This window comes from Mesorhizobium sp. WSM4829 (genome assembly GCF_055811475.1).
In genome coordinates, this window is the sequence record NZ_JBVVQJ010000031.1 from 46,783 (window position 1) to 69,800 (window position 23,018).

The following is a 23,018-nucleotide window of genomic DNA, read 5'->3' on the forward strand; positions in this document are numbered from 1 at the left end:
TTGTTGCGGCAGGTTGTTCCTCCCTGATCGATACGCAGCATGACATAGTTATGGTGCATCGCAAAAAGAAGATGTTGCAATGCACCATTGCGCTGGGCGCATAGCCGGTTAACGGTGCATTGGGCTGTCATTTGGGTTTTGCCATCTGTGCAAGGGCGGCGTTGCCCGTCTCCGTCAAGATGCGGTGAGACCGGTATCAACGATCTTGCCATATCGATCGCCGGCTGGCTTGATCGCGCCGGCACCAACGATTTGCATGACCCAGGAGAAAACCATGGCCGCCGAAGACTACGAAATTCTCGATCCACGCTTTGCGCGGCTGTTCAACGGCAATGCGCAGGTGGACAAGCTGTTCACCGGATGCCGGTGGGCCGAAGGACCGGCCTGGTTTGCGGCCGGCCGTTATGTGGTCTGGTCCGACATTCCCAACAACCGAATGCTGCGCTACGACGAGACCGACGGCAGCGTCAGCGTGTTCCGGCAGCCGTCGGGCAATTCCAACGGCAACACCGTCGACCGGCAGGGCCGGCTGGTCACTTGCGAGCATTCGGGCCGCCGCGTCAGCCGCACCGAGCATGACGGCTCGATCACCACCATAGCCGACAAATGGCGCGGCAAGCGGCTGAACTCGCCCAACGATGCGGTGGTCAAGTCAGATGGTTCGATCTGGTTCACCGACCCGACCTACGGCATCGATACGGATTATGAGGGCGACAAGGCCGAGAGCGAGATCGGCGCCTGCCATGTCTACCGGGCCGACCCCGGCACCGGCGAGATCGAAGCGGTGATCACCGACATGATCAGGCCCAACGGGCTTGCCTTCTCGCTCGACGAGAGCGAGCTCTACGTCGTCGATACCGGCCGCACCCATGGCGCGCAGAATCCGGCGCATATGCGCGTGTTCGATGTCGGCGAGGGCGGCAAGAAGATCTCAGGCGGAAAGGTCTTCGCCGATTGCACGGCCGGCCTGTTCGATGGTTTCAGGCTAGACGACCAGGGGCGGATCTGGACCAGTGCCGCCGACGGCATCCATTGCTACGATCCGGACGGGACGCTGATCGGCAAGATCAAGGTGCCGGAAGTCGTCGCCAATTGCGTGTTCGGCGGCAACAAGCTGAACTGCCTCTACATCGCCGGCACGACCTCGCTCTACATGGTCCGGCTGATGGTCAACGGCGCAAAGACATTTTGAGCGGCCCTGGGGTCTTCGAAGAGGTCGCTGCGCGCGACTGGTTCGGCGGCGAGACCAATGTCGAGACGTTGAGACGGAAGGAAGTTTGCGAGAGGCTGCGGGACAGCGCCCCCCCTCTGCCCTGCCGGGCATCTCCCCCACGTGGCGGGAGATCGGCAGCTTTGTCGCCGACGCCCTTAGCGTTCGCTCCGCCCGGGATAACGAAAGCACGGTGGCCGCCGCTTAACGCGACCGGATGAAATCGGCGAATTCCGAAATGGCGTTGTGCATTGCCAGTTGGCTTGCCGGCTCCGACAGGATTTTGTCCACCTCCGGTGGCCTCTTGCCGAGCAGGGCGATTTCGAGCGCGGTGTCTTCAAAAAGCGCGAAAGACATGGTGCGCATGATCTCGGCCAGAGCCGCGCGGGCAAACAGCGAGCGCGGCGAGGCGTGCACCAGCATGGCCGGCTTGGCGACAGCGGCGTCGCGCGACGCCAGCCAGTCGAGCGCGTTTTTCAGCCCGCCCGGCACGCCATGGGCATATTCAGGGCAGGAGACGATCACACCGGCAGCGGCGGTGACCGCGTCGATCAGCGCGGATGCTTGCGGTGGCGTCCGCTCGCCTTCGTCATCCGGATTGAAAATCGGCAGCCGGCCAAGCCCGTCATAGACGGATACGCGACAGTCCGGCGGCGCGTTTTGCGCGAGCGCCGCGACCAGGGCCGAATTGGTCGAGGCGGCGCGCAGGCTGCCGGAAATGGCGAGGATGTTCAGCAAAGGCTTAGAGGCAGGCTCGGGCGATTCGTGGTCGGGCACACTACCACATGGTGTGTTTGTATTCTTCGTCCAGCCAGCGGTCGGTCGCCTCGGCCGAATCGGCGAGCGCCAGCTGGTCGCGCAGGATCTGGCCGAGCGTCGGCAGCGTCGCGCGGTCGTACCAGGTTTCCGGCTTCCACAGATCGGAGCGCATGAAAGCCTTGGCGCAATGCATGTAGGCGGCCTTGACCGTCACCAGGACGACGGTTTGCGGTTCCTTGCCGTCGACGGCGAGCCGCTCGCGCAAAGCCGCATCGACGGTGATGCGGGCGTCGCCATTGACGCGCAGCGTCTCGTTCATGCCCGGGATGAGGAAGAGCAGCCCGACCGAAGGGTTGAGAAGAATGTTCTCCAGCGTGTCGAGCCGGTTGTTGCCGGGCCGGTCGGGGATGGCGATGGTCTTCTCGTCGAGCACGGCGGCAAAGCCCGGCCTGTCGCCCTTCGGCGTCACATCGGCATTGCCGGCGCCGTCGGAGGAGCCGATCAGCACGAAGGGGCTTTTGCCGATAAAGGAACGGCTGTGGCCATCCAGCGCCTTCAGTTCCTTGCGGATCGAGCCGTCGGTCGGCCGAGGCGTCTTGTAGATCGTTCTCAGCTCTTCGCGCGTGGTGACGAATTCCATGCCGTCTCCTTGATCGTTACTTGCCGGGCCCTTCCGTTCCGGTCTTGCCTTCAAGCGAATGGCGCATGATCAGCGGCATCTGGCTGAAGGTGAAGAGAAGGGTAATGGGCATGATGCCCCAGACCTTGAAGGTAACCCAGGCGTCAGTGGAAAAATTCCGCCAGACGACTTCGTTGACAAGGGCCAGGAACAGGAAAAACAGGCCCCAGCGGAAAGTGAGTTTCTTCCAGCCCTCGGCATCGAGGCTGAAGGCCGAATCGAAGACGTAGCCGAGCAGCGACTTGCCGAAGAACAGGCCGCCGAGCAGCACGCCGCCGAACAGCATGTTGACGATTGTCGGCTTCATCTTGATGAAGATGTCGTCCTGCAGGTAGAGCGTCAGGGCGCCGAAGACGAAGACGACGACGCCCGACACCATCGGCATGATCGGCAAGGTGCGGGTGAGCAGCCAGGACGCGGCCAGCGCGATCGCGGTCGCGGCCATGAACAGGCCGGTGGCGACGAAGATCGGTCCGCCGAATTCGGCCAGCACCGGAAATTTCTGCGACAGCCATGCGCCACGGGCGTTGGCGAAGAAGAACACCATCAACGGGCCGAGCTCCAGCACCAGCTTGAGCAGCGGATTGACGCCTTCCTTCTTCTGTTTCTGCGGGTCGGACGGGTCGCGTTCGAGGATGCGGGGGTTCATAGGCTTTCCTTCTTGCGCATGATCCTGTCCAAAAAGTCTGCAACTTTTTGGGATCAAGCTTGTTATGCCACTCCAGCGATCGCCCTGGCGAACTCGCTTGCGGAGAATGGTTCGAGGTCGTCGACCTGTTCGCCGACGCCGATGAAATAAACCGGCAATTTGTGCTTTGCCGCAATCGCGACCAGAATACCGCCGCGTGCCGTGCCGTCCAGCTTGGTCATCACCAGGCCGTTGACGCCGGCGATATTGCGGAAGATCTCGACCTGGTTGAGCGCGTTCTGGCCGGTGGTGGCGTCGACCGTCTGCAGCACGGTGTGCGGCGCCTCCGGATCGAGCTTGCCCAGCACCCGGACGATCTTTTCGAGTTCCGCCATCAGCTCGGTCTTGTTCTGCAGCCGCCCGGCGGTGTCGATGATCAGCACGTCGGAGCCGGCTTGCCTGGCCTGTTCGAAGGCATCGTAGGCGAGGCCGGCGGCGTCGGCGCCAAGCTTCGAGGCGATGACCGGCGACCTGGTGCGCTCGCCCCAGATCTTCAATTGCTCGATCGCCGCGGCACGGAACGTGTCGCCGGCGGCGAGCATCACCGACAGGCCGCCGTGGGTGAGCTTTGCCGCCAGCTTGCCGATGGTCGTGGTCTTGCCGGTGCCGTTGACGCCGACGACAAGGATGACATGCGGCTTGTGGCTGAGGTCGAGCTCCAGCGGCAAGGCGACATGGGTCAGCACCTTCTCCACCTCGGTCGCCATGATGGCGCGGACTTCCGTCTCGGAGACGTCCTTGCCGTAGCGGCTGGCAGCCAGCGAATCGGTGATGCGCAAAGCCGTCTCCATGCCGAGATCGGCGCGGATCAGCACGTCCTCCAGATCCTGCAGCGTGTCCTCGTCGAGCTTGCGCTTGGTGAAGACGCCGGCGATGTTGCCCGACAGTTCCCGGGAAGAGCGGGCGAGCCCCTCCTTCATGCGCTGGAACCACGAGCGTTTCGGCGCCGGTTCCGGCGCCTTCTGCGGCTCGGCTCTCTGCTCGACCTTCCTGGTGACGGTGACCTTGCCGGGAGCCGGCTTTGGCTCCGGTGGCGGTTGCGGAACGGGCTCGCGCTTTACCTCCCCATCGAGGGGAGGGTGGGGCGCTGGAATGGCTTCAGGTTCGGGCGCAATCTCCGCAAGGACCGGCTTTGCCTCGACTGGCGCCGGCTGGCGAATCGGGGGCGGGATTTCGGCCGCCGGCGTCTCAGGCTCGGGCGCAGTTAAGGGGGTCCCGGCTGGCGGTGCGGCATCTTGCGCAGGTCCGCGCTGCCCCTCACCCTTACCCTCTCCCCGTGAAGGACGGGGAGAGAGGGGCGTCAGCGCAGGCGCTTCTTCTTTGCCGCTTGCAAAAGGAAGCTCGGCGAAACGATCCGCCCCCTCCTCCCCATCACTATACGGGGAGAAGGTGCCGGCAGGCGGATGAGGGGCAGCGCCAGCCTCTGATGCCTGAGGCTCAGTCTGCACGATTTCTGGCTGCGTCAGCTCTGGTTCGGGAGCCGCCGGAATCTCCTCTGGCGCCGGCTCCTCGGCAGGCGGCTGCAACTCCTCGACCGGACCAGGCTCCGGCTGGACGTCCGGCGCGGGGGGAATGATCGGGGCGGGCTCGGCCGCTTCAACAGGCGTCGGTTGCGGCGCGGAAGGTGCCTCTGGTTCGATTGGGGGCGCAGCTTCTGCTTCGGGCCGGGGCTCTTCGCGTTTCAAAAATTCCGGAACGGCCTGCTCCGCCGCCGGTTTCAGCGCCTCGAGCGCGTCCCATTTGATCGGCGGCAGCGGTGCGGTCTCGTCGATCCGCTCCTCGACCACTTCCTTCTTGCCGAACGAAAATATCTTCTTGAAAAAACCAGCCATGTTCTTGCGTCTCAGGCGGCGCGGGCGGCAAACGGCGCCGCGATCAGTCTGACACCGTCATCGCCGGCGATAGCGGCGTCAACGATTTCGCCCGGCGCGCCGGCGGAGACCGCAGCGAGCGTGAACCCTTCGGTGCGGCCGAGCCCGTCGCGCTCGACCAGGATCGACTGGCGTGTTCCGGCGAGCGAGGAAAGGTGGCTGCGATAGGCGGTGTCACCGGCGGCGCGCAGCCGTGCCGCACGCTGCTTGACCAGTTCGCGGCGAAGCTGCGGCATGCGCGCGGCGGGGGTGCCTTCGCGCGGCGAAAACGGAAAGACGTGGAGATGCGTCAGGCCGCATTCCTCGACGATCTCCAGCGATTTTTCGAACATGGCGTCCGTCTCGGTCGGGAAGCCGGCGATGATGTCGGCGCCGAAGACGATGCCGGGACGCAATTTGCGCAAATCCTGGCAAAAACGGATCGACTGATCCCGGTTGTGCCGGCGCTTCATCCGTTTCAGGATCATGTCGTCACCGGACTGCAGCGACAGATGCAGATGCGGCATCAGCCGGGGCTCGGTGGCGATGGCGTCGAGCAGATCGTCGTCAGCCTCGATCGAATCGATCGAGGAAAGGCGCAGGCGTTTCACGTCAGGCACCTGCTTCAGGATTGTCTTGACCAATTTGCCGAGTTTCGGGCTGCCCGGCAGATCGGCGCCGAAACTGGTCATGTCGACGCCGGTCAGCACGATCTCGGCATAGCCATTGCCGCTCAGCCGCTTGACCTGCTCGACCACGGCGCCCATCGGCACCGAGCGCGAATTGCCGCGGCCATAGGGGATGATGCAGAAGGTGCAGCGGTGGTCGCAGCCGTTCTGAACCTGGACGAACGCCCGCGCCCGGCCTTCGATGGCGTCGACCATGTGGCCGGCCGTCTCGCGCACCGAAAAGATATCGTTGACGCGAGCCTTCTCGGTGTCGTTGACGCCGAAATCCGGCAGCGCGCGATAGGAATGCGCCTTCAGCTTTTCCTCATTGCCAAGGACGAGATCGACCTCGTCCATGGCGACGAAATTCTGCGGCTCGGTTTGCGCGGCGCAGCCGGTGACGATGATGCGGGCCTGCGGGTTCTCGCGGCGGGCCTTGCGGATCGACTGTTTTGCCTGGCGCACCGCCTCGCCGGTGACGGCGCAGGTGTTGAAGATGATGGCGCCGCCTTCCAGCGCGCCAAGGCCGGCGCTTTCCGCCTCTCGCCGCATCACCTCGGATTCATAGGTGTTCAGCCGGCAGCCGAAGGTGACGACGTCAACACTTTTGGGAAGAGCGGGACCCTTCTTGGCAAGCGCGGCCATCAGGCGGCGCTTTCGGTGTCGCGGGCCCACACGCCGGTCGCCGGCTCGAAGCTGCCGGAAAATTCCCATTCGGCGGCGCCGGTGAGGATGACGTGGTCGTCGCCGCGCCACTCGACATGCAAGGAGCCACCTCCGGGCGTCACCAGGGAGACGCTGCGTCCGGTCCGCCTGGTGCGCGCGGCAGCGACGGCGGCGGCACAGGCCGCTGTGCCGCAGGCCTTGGTCAGGCCGGCGCCGCGCTCCCAGGTGCGGATGACCATCGTCTCGGTCGAGGTCACCCGCGCGATGGTGATGTTGGCGCGTTCGGGGAAGATCGGGTGGTTTTCGAGCAGCGGACCGAAGCGGTCGAGCTCATAGGACCAGACGTCGCGATCGACCCAGAAGATGGCGTGCGGATTGCCCATCGACACCACCGAGGGCGAGTGCAGCACCGGCGCGTCGATCGGGCCGACCTGCAGCTCGATCATGCGGGTATCGCGGAATTCCTCGGCGAGCGGAATATCCTGCCAGCCGAAATGCGGCTTGCCCATGTCGACCGAGATCAGCCCGTCGGCATGTTCTTCAGCGTTGAGAATGCCGGCGACGGTCTCGAAGGCGAATGTCTTCTGGCCGGTCTCGGCGGCAAGCGCCTGCACCACGCAGCGCATGCCGTTGCCGCAGGCCTGCGCGCCGGTTCCGTCGGAATTCAGGATGTCGATGAAAAAGGCAGTGCCCGGCGTTCTGGCGTCGTGGATCGCCATGATCTGATCGAACTTCGTCGCGGCATCGGCATTGAGCGCAAGGGCGGCAGCCGGCGCCACCCGGTCGGCGCGACCGCGCATGTCGGCAACGATGATTTCGTTGCCAATGCCGTTCATCTTGGCGAAGGGGGCAGTGCTTGCCATGGATCGAAGGTCTCATGCCGGTTTGGCGCCTATATGGCGGATAGCGGCCGGAATTACCAGTGCGAGACGCCAGCGCGCCGTGCATCGACTTGGACGCACAAAGTACGCTCTGACATTTTTAAACCTGCGCATCGTGCTTTCTGAAAATCGATTCCGATTTTCGGGCCGATGCGGCTAAAGCGCGTCGCGTTTGAGCCGATTCATGCAACGCGCTTTAGGTTCTTGTTTTATCCATGTCGTTATCGCAATACCGCTACGCACTTTTGCGCGACATGCATTACGCCACCGCCAAGACGCCAAGCATGACCAGCAGGAAGATGATCAGCACGATGCCGATGAGAATGCGGGCGCCGGTGGCGGCGGCTCCGGCCAATGCCGGCATGCCGAGCAGGCTGGCCGCGGCCGCGATTATCAGAAGAATGACAATCCATTTGATCATGGGAAATCCCTCGCAGCCGACGGTTGTGGACCACCACCAACGCGTTTACGACGTCCCGAGTTCCCCCGGGGGTCTCTGGGGTCGCCAGCCTAGAGCGCCGGCACGTCCCAGACTTCGCCGGGACGCAGGGCGCGAAAGCGTTCTTGCGGGACACCTTGATAGTCGAGGGCCTCGCCAAGCTTTCTTGCCGGCTCGTCGATCGGCTCGTTGGTGAGCCGGAACGTGCCCCAATGGCAGCCGGCGGCATAGGCGGCGTTGCACAACAGCATGCCTTGCACCGCCTCCTCCGGGTTCTGGTGGTGTGGCGCCATGAACCAGCGCGGCTCGTAGGCGCCGATCGGCAGGATAGCGAGGCGGAAGCCGCCGTGCCTTGCGGCCATCCCCCGGTAGTTGATGCCATCGTGGAAACCGGTGTCGCCGGCGAAATAGACCTTTCCGCCCGGCGTCTCGACCACAAAGCCCGCCCACAGCGCCATGCGCCGGTCGCGGGTGCCGCGTGCCGACCAATGGTGCACCGGCTCGACATGGACAGCGACGTCGTTGCCGATCTCGACCCGCTCGCCCCAGTCATGCACGGAAAGCCGCATGCCGGGAACGCCGGCATCGATGATGGCGTCGTTGCCGAGCGGCGTCAACACCAGCGGGTCGTGCTTTGTCTTCAGCCGCTTCAGCGTGGCGAGGTCGAGATGATCGTAGTGGTTGTGGCTGACCAGCACGAGGTCGATCGGCGGCAGGTTGGAGAAGGCGATGCCCGGCGGATTGACCCGTTTCGGCCCGGCAAAGGCGAGCGGCGAGGCGCGCCGCGACCAGACCGGATCGGTGAGGATGTTCAGGCCGGCTGTCTGGATGAGCAGCGTGGAATGGCCGACCATGGTCAGCCTCAGTTCGGAGCCGTCGATCCGTTTGGCCGGTGTCGCCTGATGAAACGGACTTGGATTCGCCGACGGCCATTTCGAGCGTTCGCCGCCCAGCTGCCACTTCAAAAGATCGGAAAAGCGGGCAGGCAACTTGCCGTTGGGATTGAAGAACAAGGTGCCGTCGAAATGATCGCTGGGCGGCCCGCTATAGTAGCGGTTGGCCGCCCTTTTCCTCGCAGCCAAGATTTCGCCTCCGGCAAGGTTCGGTTTCATCAGAGATAGGACCGAAGCGGGCTGGCGCAAGCATTTGGCGGCCGGACGCCAAGGGCAGGCCTGTCCTGGCAAACCGCTGCGCAGTCTCGCGTCAGACCCCCAGGACAGGTTTTCGGGCGGCACACATTTGTGGCAAAGTTGCAACAGGTGCCGCCGCAAATGCTATTTTAACCATACAGGGTTGAAATTTTGCCACCTTCTCCGTCTTGGTAAAGGGGATATTGTGCGGACGGCAGCCCAGCCGGACCCGACGGAGGTTTGAAATGGATTTTTCGAAAACCGGTCTGCTGGCCGTATCGCTGGCCGCGCTCTTTGCCAGCGGCTGTTCAACGTCACGGTTCTCGCCGATGGACCAGCAGCCGGCGCCGCTGCAAGCCGCGCCCTCCGGCACGGTGACCGCAAACCAGCTGCCGCCGCCGGCGTCGCCCGGCACCGCCGACCCGTCGAAATTTCCGACGGCGCCGCAAGGCCCTCAGGTCGCCTCGCTGCCGCCGGACGGAACGGCTCCGGCCGGAGCCCCGGATCTTACCGCAAGCAGCGTTGCCGGCGTGTGGAAGGCCAGCGTGTCCGGCCAGAGCTGCCAGGTGGCGACGCCGCAAACCAAATTCGGCTCCGGCTATCGGGCTGGACCGCTGCATTGCCCGGCACCGATCGACGGCATCAAATCCTGGAACGTCGCCGGCAAGCAGTTGACGCTGTACGACGCGAACGGCGGCACGCTGGCACGGCTCTATTCCTCGGGCGGAGAGAAATTCGACGGCCAGACTTCCAACGGCCTGCCGATCTCGCTTACAAGAGGCTGACCCGCCCGCCCCTATTGTTTTTACGCGATTCCGGGGTGAAAACCGCTACACATTTTTCTTGGAATTGCTCCGGAACGACGTGATCGATGCATCTGCGCGACGGCCTTCAGACCCATGCGACCGTCCGGCAGCGCTACGACCATCTGGTTGTGTCAGGCGTGATCGACCGCGATCGGGCGCAGGAGCGGGTCGTTGCGGCACTCGACCGGCTGATCGACGAGATTTCGGCAAAACGGCTGGCGCACAAATCGAGCGCGCTGGGCTGGCTGTTCGCTCGCAAGCGCGAGACGCGCGAGGCCGTCAAGGGCCTCTATATCCACGGCGGCGTCGGCCGCGGCAAGACCATGCTGATGGACATGTTCTTCGAACTGGTGCCGGTCCGGCGCAAGCGGCGTGTGCATTTCAACGATTTTATGGCCGATGTGCAGGACCGCATCCAGAAGCACCGGCAGGCGCGTAAAGAGGGCACCGTCAGGGAAGACGACCCGATCGCGCCGGTGGCCCGCGCGTTGGCCGAGGAAGCCTGGGTGCTGTGCTTCGACGAGTTTTCCGTCACCGACATCGCCGATGCGATGGTCCTGTCGCGGCTGTTCTCGGCGCTGTTTGCCAACGGCGTCGTGCTAGTCGCCACGTCCAATGTCGCGCCGCAGGATCTCTACGGCGACGGCTTGAACCGCAAGCTTTTCCTTCCCTTCATCGGCATCCTGGAGCGGCATGCGCAGGTGATTGCCCTCGATGCCGACAAGGACTATCGGCTGGACAAGCTCAGCCGCCTGCCGGTCTATGTCACCCCTGCCGATGCCGCGGCCGATGCTGTCCTCGACGAGGCCTGGAAAGTGATGACGCATGGCAGGCCGACGCAGGCAGCGGCCCTGACGGTGAAGGGCCGGCAGATCGTCGTGCCGCGCGCCGCCGGCGACGCGGCGCGGTTTTCTTTTGCCGATCTCTGCGAAAACCCGCTCGGTGCCCGCGATTTCCTGGCGATTGCCGGCCGCTTCTCGACCGTCTTTATCGATCATGTGCCGGTGCTTGGCGAAGGCATGCGCAACGAGGCGAAGCGCTTCATCCTGCTGATCGACACGCTCTACGACCATCATGTGCGGCTGGTGGTGAGCGCCGCCGCACCGCCAGCGGAGCTTTATACGGCCAGGCGCGGCAACGAGGTCTTCGAGTTCGAGCGCACCGCGTCGCGGCTGATCGAGATGCAGAGCCACGAATGGCTGGAAGACTGGGTGGAGAGGCAGAAGGCGACGCTGACCGAAGCGCAGCAGGCTCGAGCCTGAAGATAGTCTCCGGAAGGTCGCGATCCTTCGCGCCCCCTCTGTCCTGCCGGCAATGGCCATGAGGCGAAATAATCCAGCCTGACCGGTTCATCGAACACATGTTCGGCGACCCGCATCACAAGCGCGTCATCGCCGGGAAACAGCCTTCTTATTTCCATCTTCATTGCGTAATTTTCCCAAGTCGGGTTACGAACTTTGACGTTTACGTAAATCCCATCTCATCTAACCGATTGAAAAATCTCACTCCAAAATAATCGTTTGAATATTCTATGCGCCGGGGCTATTGGGTGCGGCGAAATCTTTGCGGCTTCCCCGCTGCATTCCGGCCTCCTTCCTCGACGCCGTCATCCAATTCGTTAAGGGATTGGGCGCCGTCACAGTCTAAAGGGAAAACATCCTGACATGGCACGCAACAAGATAGCGCTCATCGGCTCGGGCATGATCGGCGGCACGCTCGCCCACATGATCGGCCTCAAGGATCTCGGCGACGTTGTGCTGTTCGATATCGCCGAGGGCATCCCGCAAGGCAAAGGGCTGGATATCGCGCAGTCGTCGCCGGTTGATGGGTTCGATTCCAGGCTGATCGGCGTCAACGATTATGCCGGTATCGAGGGTGCGGACGTCTGCATCGTCACCGCCGGCGTGCCGCGCAAGCCCGGCATGAGCCGCGACGACCTTCTGGGCATCAATCTGAAGGTCATGGAGCAGGTTGGCGCGGGTCTCAAGAAATACGCGCCTAAAGCCTTCGTCATCTGCATCACCAACCCGCTCGACGCCATGGTCTGGGCGCTGCAGAAGTTCTCCGGCCTGCCGAAGAGCCATGTCGTCGGCATGGCCGGCGTGCTCGACAGTTCGCGCTTTCGCTATTTCCTGGCCGAAGAATTCAAGGTGTCGGTCGAGGATGTCACCGCCTTCGTGCTCGGCGGCCATGGCGATTCCATGGTGCCGATGATCCGCTATTCGACGGTCGCCGGCATCCCGCTGCCCGACCTCATTAAGATGGGCTGGACCTCGAAGGAAAAGCTCGACCAGATCGTGCAGCGCACCCGCGACGGCGGCGCCGAGATCGTCGGCCTGCTCAAGACCGGCTCGGCCTTCTACGCACCGGCCGCCTCGGCGATCGCCATGGCCGAAGCCTATCTCAAGGACAAGAAGCGCGTGCTGCCCTGTGCTGCGCATCTCTCCGGCCAGTATGGTGTCAAGAACACCTATGTCGGCGTGCCGGTGGTGATCGGCGCCGGCGGTGTCGAGCGCGTCATCGAGATCGAGCTTGGCAAGGCCGAGCAGAAGATGTTCGACAATTCGGTGGCGGCGGTGCAGGGCCTGTGCGAGGCTTGCGTCAAGATCGCTCCGCAACTCGCCGCCAAATGATCCGCCGCCAAGTGACCCGCCAGTAAAGTGATCTGGAGACAACGCGCATGAACATCCATGAATATCAGGGCAAGGCGCTGCTGAAGGGCTTTGGCGCACCGGTGGCCGAAGGCGTGCCGGTGTTTAGGGCAAGCGAGGCGGAAGCCGCCGCCAAGGCACTGCCCGGCCCGCTCTATGTGGTGAAAAGCCAGATCCATGCCGGCGGCCGCGGCAAGGGCAAGTTCAGGGAGCTTGGCCCCGACGCCAAGGGCGGCGTCAGGCTGGCGAAATCGGTGGCCGAAGTGGTCGCCAACGCCAAGGAAATGCTTGGCCACACGCTGGTCACCAAGCAGACCGGCCCGGCGGGCAAGCAGGTCAACCGCCTCTACATCGAGGACGGCGCCGACATCGAGCGCGAGCTCTATCTGTCGCTGCTGGTCGATCGCACTGTCGGCCGCATCGCTTTCGTCGTTTCGACCGAGGGCGGCATGGATATCGAGGCGGTCGCCCACGACACGCCGGAAAAGATCATCACCGCCGCCATCGACCCGGAAAAAGGCATAACGGCGGATGATTTGAAAGAACTCAACGGCGCGCTGAAGCTTGACGGCGACGCCGCCAAGGACGGCGAGACGTTGTTCCCGATCCTCTACAAAGCCTTCGTCGAGAAGGACATGAGCCTGCTCGAAGTCAACCCGCTGATCGTCATGAAGAATGGCCGGTTGCGCGTGCTCGATGCAAAAGTGTCGTTCGACAACAACGCGCTGTTCCGCCATCCCGACGTGATGGAACTGCGAGACATTACCGAAGAGGACGAGAAGGAGATCGAGGCGTCGAAATACGACCTCGCCTATGTCGCGCTCGACGGCAATATCGGCTGCATGGTCAACGGCGCCGGCCTCGCCATGGCGACGATGGATATCATCAAGCTCTACGGCGCCGAGCCCGCCAACTTCCTCGACGTCGGCGGCGGTGCGTCGAAGGAGAAGGTGACGGCGGCATTCAAGATCATCACCAAGGACCCGGCGGTCAAGGGCATCCTGATCAACATCTTCGGCGGCATCATGAAGTGCGACATCATTGCCGAGGGCGTTATCGCAGCGGTCAAGGAAGTCGGCCTGCAAGTGCCGCTGGTGGTGCGGCTGGAAGGCACCAATGCCGAACTCGGCAAGAAGATCATCAACGACAGCGGGCTCAACGTCGTCTCGGCCGATGACCTCGACGACGCGGCCAAGAAAATCGTGGCGGCGGTGAAGGGCTGAAGGGCAGTCGATGATCTCGACCCGACTTCTGTGTGCAATTGGACTCGGCTGCTTCGCCATGCCGGCGCACGCGGAAGAGATTACGGATGCAATGGTGCTCTATAAAAACATCTGTATCGCATCAAACGGCGATTTGACCAAAGCGGAGCAGTTGACGACGGAGAATGGATTTTCGATCGATTCTGACGACCATGGCAGGAAGACTTTCGACCGGACGACTGGAACTCTCCTAGCGCCGTTTGTCATACTCCAGTCGGCCGGATCTAAAGGGAATGAGTCTTTGCTCGATATCTGTGCGATCTTCGGAACTACGATTCGAATGGCAGAGTTTGATGACTACGCTCGCTCGCGGGCTTTGATCGAGGTGCCAAAGGAGGAGGTTCTTGGCGATCTAGCGGACCTAAACTATGTCCGGATTTACGCAAACAAGGAGTGCCCGGCTGCTGGGGACGGCAGCGCCGCATGCATTGTTATCGGGACCATCTGCGACAAGCCGGTAGGCGAAAAGTTCACAGGGGTTTTCCGTTTTGGAACCCCTCGGCCTCGAGTGGGGAATCCTCTATGACCTTACCTCCATCCACAAGCGTGAAGGGCTGATCTGGTGCCTCCGCACAAAATAAACCTGGTCGAGGCGGCGGATCAGAAGATCAAAAAGGTCTTCGATCCGCATGTCGCCGGCGACGTGAATGACAGCCAGGTCAAGATCGCCAAGTTCGGCAACGTCTTCGATTGGCACGCGCATGACAACGAGGACGAGGCCTTCCTGGTGCTGCGTGGCCGCATCGCCATCGATTTCCGCGACGGCTCGGTGGAGCTTGGCAGCGGCGAGTTCATCGTCGTGCCGCGGTCCGTCGAGCACCGGCCGCGCTCGCTGAGCGAGGAGCCGGTGGTGCTGATGTTCGAGCCGGCGACGACGCTCAACACTGGCAACGCCAAAAGCGACCTCACCGTCGCCGATCTCAAGCGTCTCTAGACTATGGCGGCTCTGACGATGACCGCGCAGCCTTCCCCGATCAACGGTTTGTAAAAAGGACCACCATGTCCATTCTCGTCGACAAGAACACCAAGGTGTTGGTGCAAGGCCTGACCGGCAAGACCGGCACGTTCCATACCGAACAGGCGCTGGCCTATCACGGGACAAAGATGGTCGGCGGCATCCACCCGAAGAAGGGTGGCGAGACGTGGACCGGCGCCGCCGACGAGAGCTTGCCGATCTTTTCCACCGTCGCTGAAGGCAAGGCGAAGACCGGCGCCAATGCATCAGTCGTCTATGTGCCGCCGGCAGGCGCCGCCGAGGCGATCCTGGAAGCGATCGAAGCCGAAATCCCCCTCATCATCTGCATCACCGAGGGCATCCCGGTGATCGACATGATCAAGGTCAAGGCGCGGCTCGACCGCTCGACATCGCGGCTGATCGGTCCCAACTGCCCAGGCGTGCTCACCCCCAACGAATGCAAGATCGGCATCATGCCCGGCAACATCTTCCGCAAGGGCTCGGTCGGCGTTGTTTCCCGCTCGGGAACGCTTACCTATGAGGCAGTGTTCCAGACCACCAATGTCGGTCTCGGCCAGACCACCGCCGTCGGCATCGGTGGCGACCCCGTCAAAGGCACTGAGTTCATCGACGTGCTGGAGATGTTCCTCGCCGACGACGAGACACAGTCGATCATCATGATCGGCGAGATCGGCGGCTCGGCCGAGGAAGACGCCGCGCAGTTCCTCAAGGACGAAGCCAAGCGTGGCCGCAAGAAGCCGATGGCCGGTTTCATCGCCGGGCGCACGGCCCCGGCCGGCCGCACCATGGGTCACGCAGGCGCGGTGATTTCCGGCGGCAAGGGCGGCGCCGAGGACAAGATCGCGGCGATGGAATCGGCCGGAATAAAGGTTTCGCCGTCGCCGGCTCGGCTCGGCACGACGCTGGTCGAAGCGATTAAGGGTTAGTGAATGGTGAGTAGTGAATGGTGAATGGATGAGTGATCGGGCGAGCGGGGGGCAGTCCCCTTTTTTACCTATTCACCATTCACTATTCACCATTCACTCTGAAAAGGAGACGAAGCCAAGGCTTCGACAGTGACATGGCAAGACAAGATCAGGCCAACGACCAATTTTCGCTTACCTCTTTCCTCTATGGCGGCAATGCCGATTATATCGACGCGCTCTACGCCGCCTATGAGGACGATCCCGCTTCGGTCGACCCCGAATGGCAGGATTTCTTCGCGGCGCTGAAGGACGACGCCGGCGATGTCCGCAAGAATGCCAAGGGCGCCTCATGGGCCAAGCCCTCGTGGCCGCTGCAGGCCAATGGCGAACTGGTCTCGGCGCTCGACGGCGATTGGGGCATCGTCGAGAAGCACATCGAGAAGAAGGTCCAGAACAAGGCGGTGATGAACGGGGTCACCCTGTCCGACGCCGACGTCCATCAGGCGACGCGCGATTCCGTCCGCGCCATCATGATGATCCGCGCCTACCGCATGCGTGGCCATTTGCACGCCAATCTCGACCCGCTCGGCATCGCCAAGCTCGAGGATTACAACGAGCTGTCGCCGGAAAACTACGGCTTCACATCAGCCGACTACGACCGCCCGATCTTCCTCGACAATGTGCTCGGGCTCGAATTCGGCACCATCCGGCAGATGCTCGACATCCTGACCCGCACCTATTGCTCGACGCTCGGCGTCGAGTTCATGCATATTTCCGATCCCGAGGAGAAGGCCTGGATCCAGGCGCGCATCGAGGGCACCGACAAGGAGATCTCCTTCACCGCCGCCGGCAAGAAGGCGATCCTGCAGAAGCTGGTCGAGGCGGAAGGCTTCGAGCAGTTCATCGACGTCAAGTACAAGGGCACCAAGCGCTTCGGCCTCGACGGCGCCGAGGCGCTGATCCCGGCGCTGGAGCAGATCGTCAAGCGCGGCGGCCAGCTCGGCATGAAGGAGATCGTGCTCGGCATGGCGCATCGCGGCCGGCTGAACGTGCTCTCCCAGGTGATGGCCAAGCCGCACCGCGCCATCTTCCACGAGTTCAAGGGCGGCTCGGCCGCGCCCGACGAGGTCGAGGGCTCGGGCGACGTGAAGTACCATCTCGGTGCTTCCTCGGACCGCGAGTTCGACGGCAACAAGGTGCACCTGTCGCTGACCGCCAATCCATCGCACCTGGAAATCGTCGATCCGGTGGTGATGGGCAAGGCGCGGGCCAAGCAGGACTCTCTGTTCGGCCGCAGCCGCGAAGAGATCGTGCCGCTGGAAGAGCGCGCCAAGGTGCTGCCGCTGCTCCTGCATGGCGACGCCGCCTTTGCCGGCCAGGGCGTGATTGCCGAAATCCTCGGCTTGTCCGGCTTGCGCGGCCACCGCGTCGCCGGCACGCTGCACTTCATCATCAACAACCAGATCGGCTTCACCACCAACCCGCGCTTTTCGCGCTCGTCGCCCTATCCGTCGGATGTCGCCAAGATGATCGAGGCGCCGATCTTCCACGTCAATGGCGACGATCCGGAAGCCGTGGTCCATGCCACCAAGGTGGCGATCGAATTCCGCATGAGGTTCCACAAGCCTGTCGTGGTCGACATGTTCTGCTACCGCCGCTTCGGCCACAATGAGGGCGACGAACCGGCCTTCACCCAGCCGATCATGTATCGCAACATCCGCAACCATAAGACGACGGTGCAGATCTATGCCGACCGGCTGATCGCCGAAGGCCATATCAGCCAGGCCGAATTCGACAAGCTGAAGGCCGACTGGCGGGCACATCTCGAGCAGGAATTCGAGGTCGGCCAGCACTATAAGCCCAACAAGGCCGACTGGCTGGATGGCGCCTGGTCGGGCCTGCGCACAGCCGACAACCAGGACGAACAGCGGCGCGGCAAGACCGCCGTGCCGGTCAAGACGCTGAAGGAAATCGGCAAGAAGCTGACCGAGGTGCCGAAGGAATTCGAGGCGCACAGGACGATCATGCGGTTTCTCGAGAACCGCCGCCAGGCGATCGAGTCGGGCGAAGGCATCGACTGGTCGACGGCCGAGGCGCTGGCCTTCGGCGCCATCCTGCTCGACGGCAATCCGGTCCGGCTGTCTGGACAGGATTCGGAGCGCGGCACGTTCTCACAACGCCACTCCGTGCTCTACGACCAGCGCGACGAGACACGCTACATCCCGCTCAACAATCTGTCGGCGGCGCAGGCCGGTTTCGAGGTCATCAACTCGATGCTGTCGGAAGAGGCCGTGCTCGGCTTCGAATATGGCTACAGCCTGGCCGAGCCGAAGGCGCTGACGCTTTGGGAAGCGCAGTTCGGCGATTTCGCCAACGGCGCCCAGGTGGTGTTCGACCAGTTCATCTCGTCGGGCGAGCGCAAGTGGCTCAGAATGTCGGGCCTCGTCTGCCTGTTGCCGCATGGCTATGAAGGCCAGGGGCCGGAACATTCGTCGGCCAGGCTCGAGCGCTTCCTGCAGCTTTGCGCCGAAGACAACATGCAAGTGGCCTATTGCACGACGCCGGCCAACTACTTCCACATCCTGCGCCGGCAGTTGAAGCGGGATTTCCGCAAGCCGCTGATCCTGATGACGCCGAAGTCGCTGCTGCGCCACAAGCGGGCGGTGTCGACGCTGCCGGAGATGTCGGGCGAAAGCGCATTCCACCGGCTGTTGTGGGACGATGCCCAGCAGCTCCCCGGTCAGGCGATCAAGCTCACCAAGGATTCGAAGATCCGCCGCGTCGTGCTCTGCTCGGGCAAGGTCTATTACGACCTCTACGAGGAGCGCGAGAAGCGCGGCATCAACGACATCTATCTGCTGCGCGTCGAACAGCTCTATCCGTTCCCGGCCAAGGCGCTGATCACCGAACTGTCACGCTTCCGCAACGCCGAGATGGTGTGGTGCCAGGAGGAGCCCAAGAATATGGGCGCCTGGTCGTTCATCGATCCCTATCTGGAATGGGTGCTGGCGCATATCGACGCCAAGCATCAGCGGGTGCGCTATACCGGCCGGCCGGCCGCCGCGTCGCCGGCGACCGGATTGATGTCGAAGCATCTCGCCCAGCTTGCCGCCTTGCTCGAAGACGCGCTCGGTGAATAGAACAGAGCTCGGCGAATAGAACAGAACCGACAGAAAAACGGACAGGCACAATGGCTACCGAAATCCGCGTCCCCACTCTTGGCGAATCCGTCACCGAGGCGACCATCGGCAAATGGTTCAAGAAGGTGGGCGACGCGATCGCCACCGACGAGCCGCTGGTCGAACTCGAAACCGACAAGGTAACGGTCGAAGTGCCGGCCGCGGCAGCAGGAACGCTCAGCGAGATCGCCGTCAAGGAAGGCGAGACGGTCGAAGTCGGCGCTTTGCTCGGCATGATTTCGGCGGGCAACGGGGCGAAGGCGGCAGCACCCGAACCCGCGAAGCCGTCAACATCCGAACCGAAGCAGGACGCGGTATCGCAGGCCTCGGCGCCGACCGCCGCAGCCACCGTCAAGCAAGCCGCGGCCGAGACCGCCAAGATCGCCGGCGATGCCGGGCCGATCGAGGCACGCGCGATGCCGCCGGCGCCAGCGGCGGCGAAGCTGCTGGCCGAAAGCAATCTCGCGGTCGACCAGATCTCGGGCTCCGGCAAGCGCGGCCAGGTGCTTAAGGGCGACGTGCTCGACGCGATCGCCAGAGGCGCTCCGTCGCAGCCGGCCGAGACGTTGAAGGCCCCTGCGCCGGTCGCCGCCCGTGCGCCGTCCTCGGCCGACGACGCGTCGCGCGAAGAGCGGGTGCGCATGACCAAGCTGCGGCAGACCATCGCCCGCCGCCTCAAGGAAGCGCAGTCGACTGCCGCCATGCTGACCACCTTCAACGAGGTGGACATGAGCGCGGTAATGGCGCTCAGGAGCAAATACAAGGACGTGTTCGAGAAGAAGCACGGCGTGAAGCTGGGCTTCATGGGCTTCTTCACCAAGGCCGTCACCCATGCGCTGAAGGAAATCCCGTCCGTCAATGCCGAGATCGACGGCACCGATATCATCTTCAAGAACTACGCCCATATCGGCGTCGCCGTCGGCACCGAAAAGGGCCTCGTCGTGCCTGTTGTGCGGGATGCCGACCAGATGGGAATAGCCGAGATCGAGAAGGAGATCGGCCGGCTGGGCATTGCTGCGCGTGACGGCAAGCTTTCCGTGGCGGATATGCAGGGAGGCACGTTCACCATCTCGAATGGCGGCGTTTACGGGTCGCTGATGTCGACGCCGATCCTCAACGCGCCGCAGTCGGGCATTCTGGGCATGCATAAGATCCAGGAGCGGCCGGTGGTGGTCGGCGGCCAGATCGTAATCCGACCGATGATGTATCTGGCGCTCTCCTACGATCACCGCATCGTCGACGGCAAGGAAGCGGTGACCTTCCTGGTGCGGGTCAAGGAAAGCCTGGAGGATCCGGAGCGGCTGGTGCTCGATCTCTAGGCCCGGTCGAGGTGAGCCGGAGAATGGATCTGCGCCACCGAATGAGTTCCTCTCGTTTGCGTTCCGGAATGTTTTTCACGCTGTGCGCGGCCGGCGTTGCGCAGACGGGATCGGCAGCCTTTGCCGCATGCCCGTTCGAACTCGCCGTCTATGGCGATGCCGAGAGCGCGGCCGAGATCGATTTCAGGCCGACAGGGGGATCGGCTGTCGTCACCAACACCTTCAAGATGGTGCTCGACAACGATGTCGTGCTCGACGGCATCGTCATGTGGACGCAAGGCGTGGCGCGGCCGCATGGTTCGCTGATGTACAAATGCCCGACAGGTGACGTCACCGGCGACGAGCTCGCCGCCTGCACGCTGTGGGAGGGGGTCGTCTACAGTGCGGATGACAAGGGCAACGTCGCTCTGCTGCTGGCCGAAGGCGTCGATGCGCCGAAGACCCTGATCTTTCCCGACCTCGGACCGTCGCTGCAGAGGTCGACCGCCTATGGCGCCAACGGGTTTTCAAAGGTGCCGTGGGACGTTTTTTCGCTGAAGGGCTGTCAGGAATGAGCGCGCCCAAAAAAGTGCTGCTGGTGACCGGCGGCGGCCGCGGCATCGGCGCTGCCACATCCAGGCTTGCCGTCACGGCTGGATACCGTGTTGCGATCAACTACGCATCGAATGAGGCTGCTGCCACGGCGCTTGTCGAGGCAATCGAACAGGCCGGCGGCGAAGCGCTGGCCATCAAGGGCGACGTTGGCAGCGAGGCCGATATCCAGGCGATGTTCGAGAGGATCGATCATGTCTTCGGGCCGCTCGATGCGCTCGTCAACAACGCTGGCGTGGTCGACCAGAGGGCGCGTGTCGACGAAATGAGCGGAGCACGGCTGGAGCGCATGATGCGCATCAACGTCATTGGCCCCATGCTCTGTGCCCGCGAAGCGGTGAAGCGCATGTCGACCAGCCATGGCGGCAACGGCGGCGCCATCGTCAATGTCTCCTCGATTGCAGCGAGAATTGGCGGGCCGGGCGAATATGTCGACTACGCTGCCTCGAAGGGCGCGATCGATTCCTTCACGATCGGCCTGGCGCGCGAGGTGGCCGGCGAAGGCATTCGCGTCAACGCGGTCAGTCCAGGGATTGTCGATACCGAAATTCATGCCTCCGGCGGACAGCCGGATCGCGTCGAGAGGATGCGTCACGGCGTGCCGATGCAAAGGGCGGGAACCACCGAAGAGGTCGCCGCGGCAATTCTCTGGCTCCTGTCGGACGGGGCGTCCTATACGACAGGCGCGAATTTGGAAGTGGGCGGCGGCCGCTAATCCCAGCCAAGGCTGAGTGCAGACCAGAAGGACAAATCATGGCTTATGACGTCGTTATCATCGGATCGGGACCAGGCGGCTATGTCTGCGCCATCAAGGCGGCACAACTCGGCCTGAAAACGGCGGTGGTCGAGAAGAGCCCGACCTTCGGCGGCACCTGCCTCAATATCGGCTGCATCCCGTCCAAGGCGCTGCTGCATGCCTCCGAGATATTCGCCGAGGCCGGCCACTCCTTTGATGCGCTGGGCGTCGAGATCGGCGCGCCGAAGCTCAATCTGGAAAAGATGATGGCGCACAAGGACGCGACAGTGGCGTCCAACGTCAACGGCGTCGCCTTCCTGTTCAAGAAGAACAAGATCGACAGCTTTCGCGGCACCGGCAAGGTCCTGTCCGCCGGAAAAGTGTCGGTGACCGGCGAGGACGGCAAGGTCGAGGAGATCGAGACCGGGAACATCGTCATCGCCACCGGCTCCGACGTCGCCGGCATTCCGGGGGTCAAGGTCGACATCGACGAGAAGGTAATCATGTCGTCGACCGGCGCGTTGTCGCTGGGCAAGGTGCCGGGCCACCTGGTGGTGGTCGGCGGCGGCGTCATCGGGCTGGAGCTCGGCTCGGTATGGGCGCGGCTCGGCGCAAAGGTGACCGTCATCGAGTTCCTCGACACCATTCTCGGCGGCATGGACGGCGAGGTCGCCAAACAGTTCCAGCGCATGCTGTCCAAGCAAGGCATCGAATTCAGGCTCGGCGCCAAGGTGACCGGGGTCGCCAAGGCCAAGAAGGGCGCCACCGTCACCTTCGAGCCGGTCAAGGGCGGCGCGGCCGAGACGATCGAGGCGGATGCGGTGCTGATCGCGACGGGACGCCGGGCCTATTCGGACAGTCTCGGGCTGAAGGAGGCCGGGGTCGAGGTCGACGAGCGCGGCCGCGTCAAGACCGACGGGCATCTCACGACCAATGTCCCCGGCATCTACGCCATCGGCGACGTCATCGCCGGGCCGATGCTCGCCCACAAGGCCGAGGACGAGGGCGTGGCGGTGGCCGAGATCATTGCCGGCCAGGCCGGCCATGTGAATTACGGGGTGATCCCGAACGTCGTCTACACCAGTCCGGAAATCGCCTCGGTGGGCAAGACAGAGGAAGAGCTGAAGGCGGCCGGCATCGACTACAAGGCCGGCAAGTTTCCGTTCAGCGCCAATGGCCGGGCGCGCGCCATGCTGCACACCGATGGCTTCGTGAAGATCCTGGCGGACAAGCAGAGCGATCGCGTGCTCGGCGTCCACATCGTCGGCTTCGGCGCCGGCGAGATGATCCACGAGGCGGCGGTGCTGATGGAGTTCGGCGGCTCGTCGGAAGATCTTGCCCGCACATGCCACGCCCATCCGACGATGTCGGAAGCGGTGAAGGAAGCGGCACTGGCGACCTTCTTCAAGCCGATCCACATGTAGGCCTTCCCAAGGAACTCCCGGCAGCCATTCGACGGCTCAAAACAAAAACGGCCCGCTTTTCAGCGGGCCGTTCGTATTTGAAGTCAGCAGCCGATCACTGCGGGGCTGGTGCGGGGGCCGGAGCAGGTGCTGGCTCTGCAGGTGCCGGAGCCGGAGCCGGAGCTGGCGCCGGAGCGGGCGCTGGTTCTGCCGGCGCCGG

The 23,018-nt window shown here is 63.3% G+C and carries 21 protein-coding genes; 13 read left to right on the forward strand and 8 right to left on the reverse strand.

Annotated features, from left to right (window positions below; genetic code table 11):
- The first annotated feature begins 274 nt into the window (after window positions 1-274).
- Window positions 275-1,192, forward strand: coding sequence for an SMP-30/gluconolactonase/LRE family protein (locus tag AC0L17_RS25205; protein WP_473517795.1), 918 nt, complete (start codon window positions 275-277; stop codon window positions 1,190-1,192).
- A gap of 222 nt (window positions 1,193-1,414) precedes the next feature.
- Here the strand turns inward: AC0L17_RS25205 and AC0L17_RS25210 are convergent, their stop codons facing one another.
- The 8 genes from AC0L17_RS25210 to AC0L17_RS25245 all read right to left on the reverse strand — a co-directional run bounded on the left by AC0L17_RS25210 (window position 1,415) and on the right by AC0L17_RS25245 (window position 8,922).
- A complete protein-coding gene (locus AC0L17_RS25210) occupies window positions 1,415-1,948 on the reverse strand; it encodes an NADPH-dependent FMN reductase (RefSeq protein ID WP_473517821.1) in 534 nt (177 codons plus the stop codon).
- A gap of 40 nt (window positions 1,949-1,988) precedes the next feature.
- Window positions 1,989-2,609: a pyridoxamine 5'-phosphate oxidase family protein gene (locus AC0L17_RS25215; protein ID WP_473517796.1), complete on the reverse strand. Its 621-nt coding sequence runs from the start codon at window positions 2,607-2,609 to the stop codon at window positions 1,989-1,991.
- A 16-nt stretch (window positions 2,610-2,625) separates the two neighbouring features.
- Window positions 2,626-3,297 carry a septation protein A gene (locus tag AC0L17_RS25220; RefSeq protein WP_473513192.1) on the reverse strand — a complete coding sequence of 224 codons (672 nt, stop codon included), beginning with the start codon at window positions 3,295-3,297 and terminating at the stop codon, window positions 2,626-2,628.
- A gap of 62 nt (window positions 3,298-3,359) precedes the next feature.
- Window positions 3,360-5,168, reverse strand: a complete 1,809-nt coding sequence (ftsY, locus tag AC0L17_RS25225; RefSeq protein ID WP_473517797.1) for a signal recognition particle-docking protein FtsY — start codon at window positions 5,166-5,168, stop codon at window positions 3,360-3,362.
- 11 nt (window positions 5,169-5,179) lie between these two features.
- Window positions 5,180-6,499: a tRNA (N(6)-L-threonylcarbamoyladenosine(37)-C(2))-methylthiotransferase MtaB gene (mtaB, locus tag AC0L17_RS25230; RefSeq protein ID WP_473513188.1), complete on the reverse strand. Its 1,320-nt coding sequence runs from the start codon at window positions 6,497-6,499 to the stop codon at window positions 5,180-5,182.
- On the reverse strand, window positions 6,499-7,383 hold the full coding sequence (dapF, locus tag AC0L17_RS25235; RefSeq protein ID WP_473517798.1) for a diaminopimelate epimerase: 885 nt from the start codon (window positions 7,381-7,383) through the stop codon (window positions 6,499-6,501). The genes mtaB and dapF overlap by 1 nt, the downstream gene beginning before the upstream one ends.
- A 277-nt stretch (window positions 7,384-7,660) precedes the next feature.
- Window positions 7,661-7,822 (reverse strand): DUF1328 family protein, encoded by a 162-nt coding sequence (locus tag AC0L17_RS25240; RefSeq protein ID WP_023803355.1) that lies wholly within the window; start codon window positions 7,820-7,822, stop codon window positions 7,661-7,663.
- An 89-nt stretch (window positions 7,823-7,911) separates the two neighbouring features.
- Entirely contained in the window at window positions 7,912-8,922 is a 1,011-nt protein-coding gene (locus tag AC0L17_RS25245) for an MBL fold metallo-hydrolase (RefSeq protein ID WP_473517799.1), read from the reverse strand.
- Between the two features lie 293 nt (window positions 8,923-9,215).
- Here AC0L17_RS25245 and AC0L17_RS25250 point away from each other — a divergent pair, with 293 nt between their 5' ends.
- The 12 genes from AC0L17_RS25250 (at window position 9,216) to lpdA (ending at window position 22,819) form a co-directional block, all read left to right on the forward strand.
- Window positions 9,216-9,755, forward strand: a complete 540-nt coding sequence (locus AC0L17_RS25250; RefSeq protein ID WP_473517800.1) for a protease inhibitor Inh/omp19 family protein — start codon at window positions 9,216-9,218, stop codon at window positions 9,753-9,755.
- A gap of 86 nt (window positions 9,756-9,841) precedes the next feature.
- The gene (zapE, locus tag AC0L17_RS25255; protein WP_473517801.1) at window positions 9,842-11,038 is read left to right on the forward strand and encodes a cell division protein ZapE; all 1,197 of its coding nucleotides are present in this window, start codon (window positions 9,842-9,844) and stop codon (window positions 11,036-11,038) included.
- 402 nt (window positions 11,039-11,440) lie between these two features.
- Window positions 11,441-12,409 carry a malate dehydrogenase gene (mdh, locus tag AC0L17_RS25260; protein WP_473517802.1) on the forward strand — a complete coding sequence of 323 codons (969 nt, stop codon included), beginning with the start codon at window positions 11,441-11,443 and terminating at the stop codon, window positions 12,407-12,409.
- A gap of 47 nt (window positions 12,410-12,456) precedes the next feature.
- The gene (sucC, locus tag AC0L17_RS25265; protein WP_473517803.1) at window positions 12,457-13,650 is read left to right on the forward strand and encodes an ADP-forming succinate--CoA ligase subunit beta; all 1,194 of its coding nucleotides are present in this window, start codon (window positions 12,457-12,459) and stop codon (window positions 13,648-13,650) included.
- A 10-nt stretch (window positions 13,651-13,660) separates the two neighbouring features.
- Complete coding sequence (locus AC0L17_RS25270; protein ID WP_473517804.1) at window positions 13,661-14,215, forward strand: hypothetical protein; 555 nt, start codon at window positions 13,661-13,663, stop codon at window positions 14,213-14,215.
- A gap of 36 nt (window positions 14,216-14,251) precedes the next feature.
- A complete protein-coding gene (locus tag AC0L17_RS25275; protein WP_473517805.1) occupies window positions 14,252-14,623 on the forward strand; it encodes a cupin domain-containing protein in 372 nt (123 codons plus the stop codon).
- 65 nt (window positions 14,624-14,688) lie between these two features.
- Entirely contained in the window at window positions 14,689-15,591 is a 903-nt protein-coding gene (sucD, locus tag AC0L17_RS25280; protein WP_473517806.1) for a succinate--CoA ligase subunit alpha, read from the forward strand.
- A 134-nt stretch (window positions 15,592-15,725) separates the two neighbouring features.
- Window positions 15,726-18,710: a 2-oxoglutarate dehydrogenase E1 component gene (locus AC0L17_RS25285; RefSeq protein ID WP_473513174.1), complete on the forward strand. Its 2,985-nt coding sequence runs from the start codon at window positions 15,726-15,728 to the stop codon at window positions 18,708-18,710.
- Window positions 18,711-18,760: 50 nt separating this feature from the next.
- Window positions 18,761-20,068 carry a 2-oxoglutarate dehydrogenase complex dihydrolipoyllysine-residue succinyltransferase gene (gene odhB / locus AC0L17_RS25290; RefSeq protein WP_473517807.1) on the forward strand — a complete coding sequence of 436 codons (1,308 nt, stop codon included), beginning with the start codon at window positions 18,761-18,763 and terminating at the stop codon, window positions 20,066-20,068.
- A 68-nt stretch (window positions 20,069-20,136) separates the two neighbouring features.
- A complete protein-coding gene (locus AC0L17_RS25295; protein WP_473517808.1) occupies window positions 20,137-20,622 on the forward strand; it encodes a hypothetical protein in 486 nt (161 codons plus the stop codon).
- Window positions 20,619-21,374 carry an SDR family oxidoreductase gene (locus tag AC0L17_RS25300; protein WP_473517809.1) on the forward strand — a complete coding sequence of 252 codons (756 nt, stop codon included), beginning with the start codon at window positions 20,619-20,621 and terminating at the stop codon, window positions 21,372-21,374. The genes AC0L17_RS25295 and AC0L17_RS25300 overlap by 4 nt, the downstream gene beginning before the upstream one ends.
- Window positions 21,375-21,412: 38 nt before the next feature.
- Window positions 21,413-22,819, forward strand: a complete 1,407-nt coding sequence (gene lpdA, locus AC0L17_RS25305; RefSeq protein ID WP_473517810.1) for a dihydrolipoyl dehydrogenase — start codon at window positions 21,413-21,415, stop codon at window positions 22,817-22,819.
- The last annotated feature ends 199 nt before the right edge of the window (window positions 22,820-23,018 follow it).

Bases quoted from the DNA above. Each gene is read 5' to 3' on its own strand.
- AC0L17_RS25205 (WP_473517795.1), top strand. From the start codon at position 275: ATGGCCGCCGAAGACTACGAAATTCTCGATCCACGCTTTGCGCGGCTG.
- AC0L17_RS25215 (WP_473517796.1), bottom strand. From the start codon at position 2,609: ATGGAATTCGTCACCACGCGCGAAGAGCTGAGAACGATCTACAAGACG.
- AC0L17_RS25220 (WP_473513192.1), bottom strand. From the start codon at position 3,297: ATGAACCCCCGCATCCTCGAACGCGACCCGTCCGACCCGCAGAAACAG.
- ftsY (WP_473517797.1), bottom strand. From the start codon at position 5,168: ATGGCTGGTTTTTTCAAGAAGATATTTTCGTTCGGCAAGAAGGAAGTG.
- mtaB (WP_473513188.1), bottom strand. From the start codon at position 6,499: ATGGCCGCGCTTGCCAAGAAGGGTCCCGCTCTTCCCAAAAGTGTTGAC.
- dapF (WP_473517798.1), bottom strand. From the start codon at position 7,383: ATGGCAAGCACTGCCCCCTTCGCCAAGATGAACGGCATTGGCAACGAA.
- AC0L17_RS25240 (WP_023803355.1), bottom strand. From the start codon at position 7,822: ATGATCAAATGGATTGTCATTCTTCTGATAATCGCGGCCGCGGCCAGC.
- AC0L17_RS25250 (WP_473517800.1), top strand. From the start codon at position 9,216: ATGGATTTTTCGAAAACCGGTCTGCTGGCCGTATCGCTGGCCGCGCTC.
- zapE (WP_473517801.1), top strand. From the start codon at position 9,842: ATGCATCTGCGCGACGGCCTTCAGACCCATGCGACCGTCCGGCAGCGC.
- mdh (WP_473517802.1), top strand. From the start codon at position 11,441: ATGGCACGCAACAAGATAGCGCTCATCGGCTCGGGCATGATCGGCGGC.
- sucC (WP_473517803.1), top strand. From the start codon at position 12,457: ATGAACATCCATGAATATCAGGGCAAGGCGCTGCTGAAGGGCTTTGGC.
- AC0L17_RS25270 (WP_473517804.1), top strand. From the start codon at position 13,661: ATGATCTCGACCCGACTTCTGTGTGCAATTGGACTCGGCTGCTTCGCC.
- sucD (WP_473517806.1), top strand. From the start codon at position 14,689: ATGTCCATTCTCGTCGACAAGAACACCAAGGTGTTGGTGCAAGGCCTG.
- AC0L17_RS25285 (WP_473513174.1), top strand. From the start codon at position 15,726: ATGGCAAGACAAGATCAGGCCAACGACCAATTTTCGCTTACCTCTTTC.
- odhB (WP_473517807.1), top strand. From the start codon at position 18,761: ATGGCTACCGAAATCCGCGTCCCCACTCTTGGCGAATCCGTCACCGAG.
- AC0L17_RS25295 (WP_473517808.1), top strand. From the start codon at position 20,137: ATGTTTTTCACGCTGTGCGCGGCCGGCGTTGCGCAGACGGGATCGGCA.
- AC0L17_RS25300 (WP_473517809.1), top strand. From the start codon at position 20,619: ATGAGCGCGCCCAAAAAAGTGCTGCTGGTGACCGGCGGCGGCCGCGGC.
- lpdA (WP_473517810.1), top strand. From the start codon at position 21,413: ATGGCTTATGACGTCGTTATCATCGGATCGGGACCAGGCGGCTATGTC.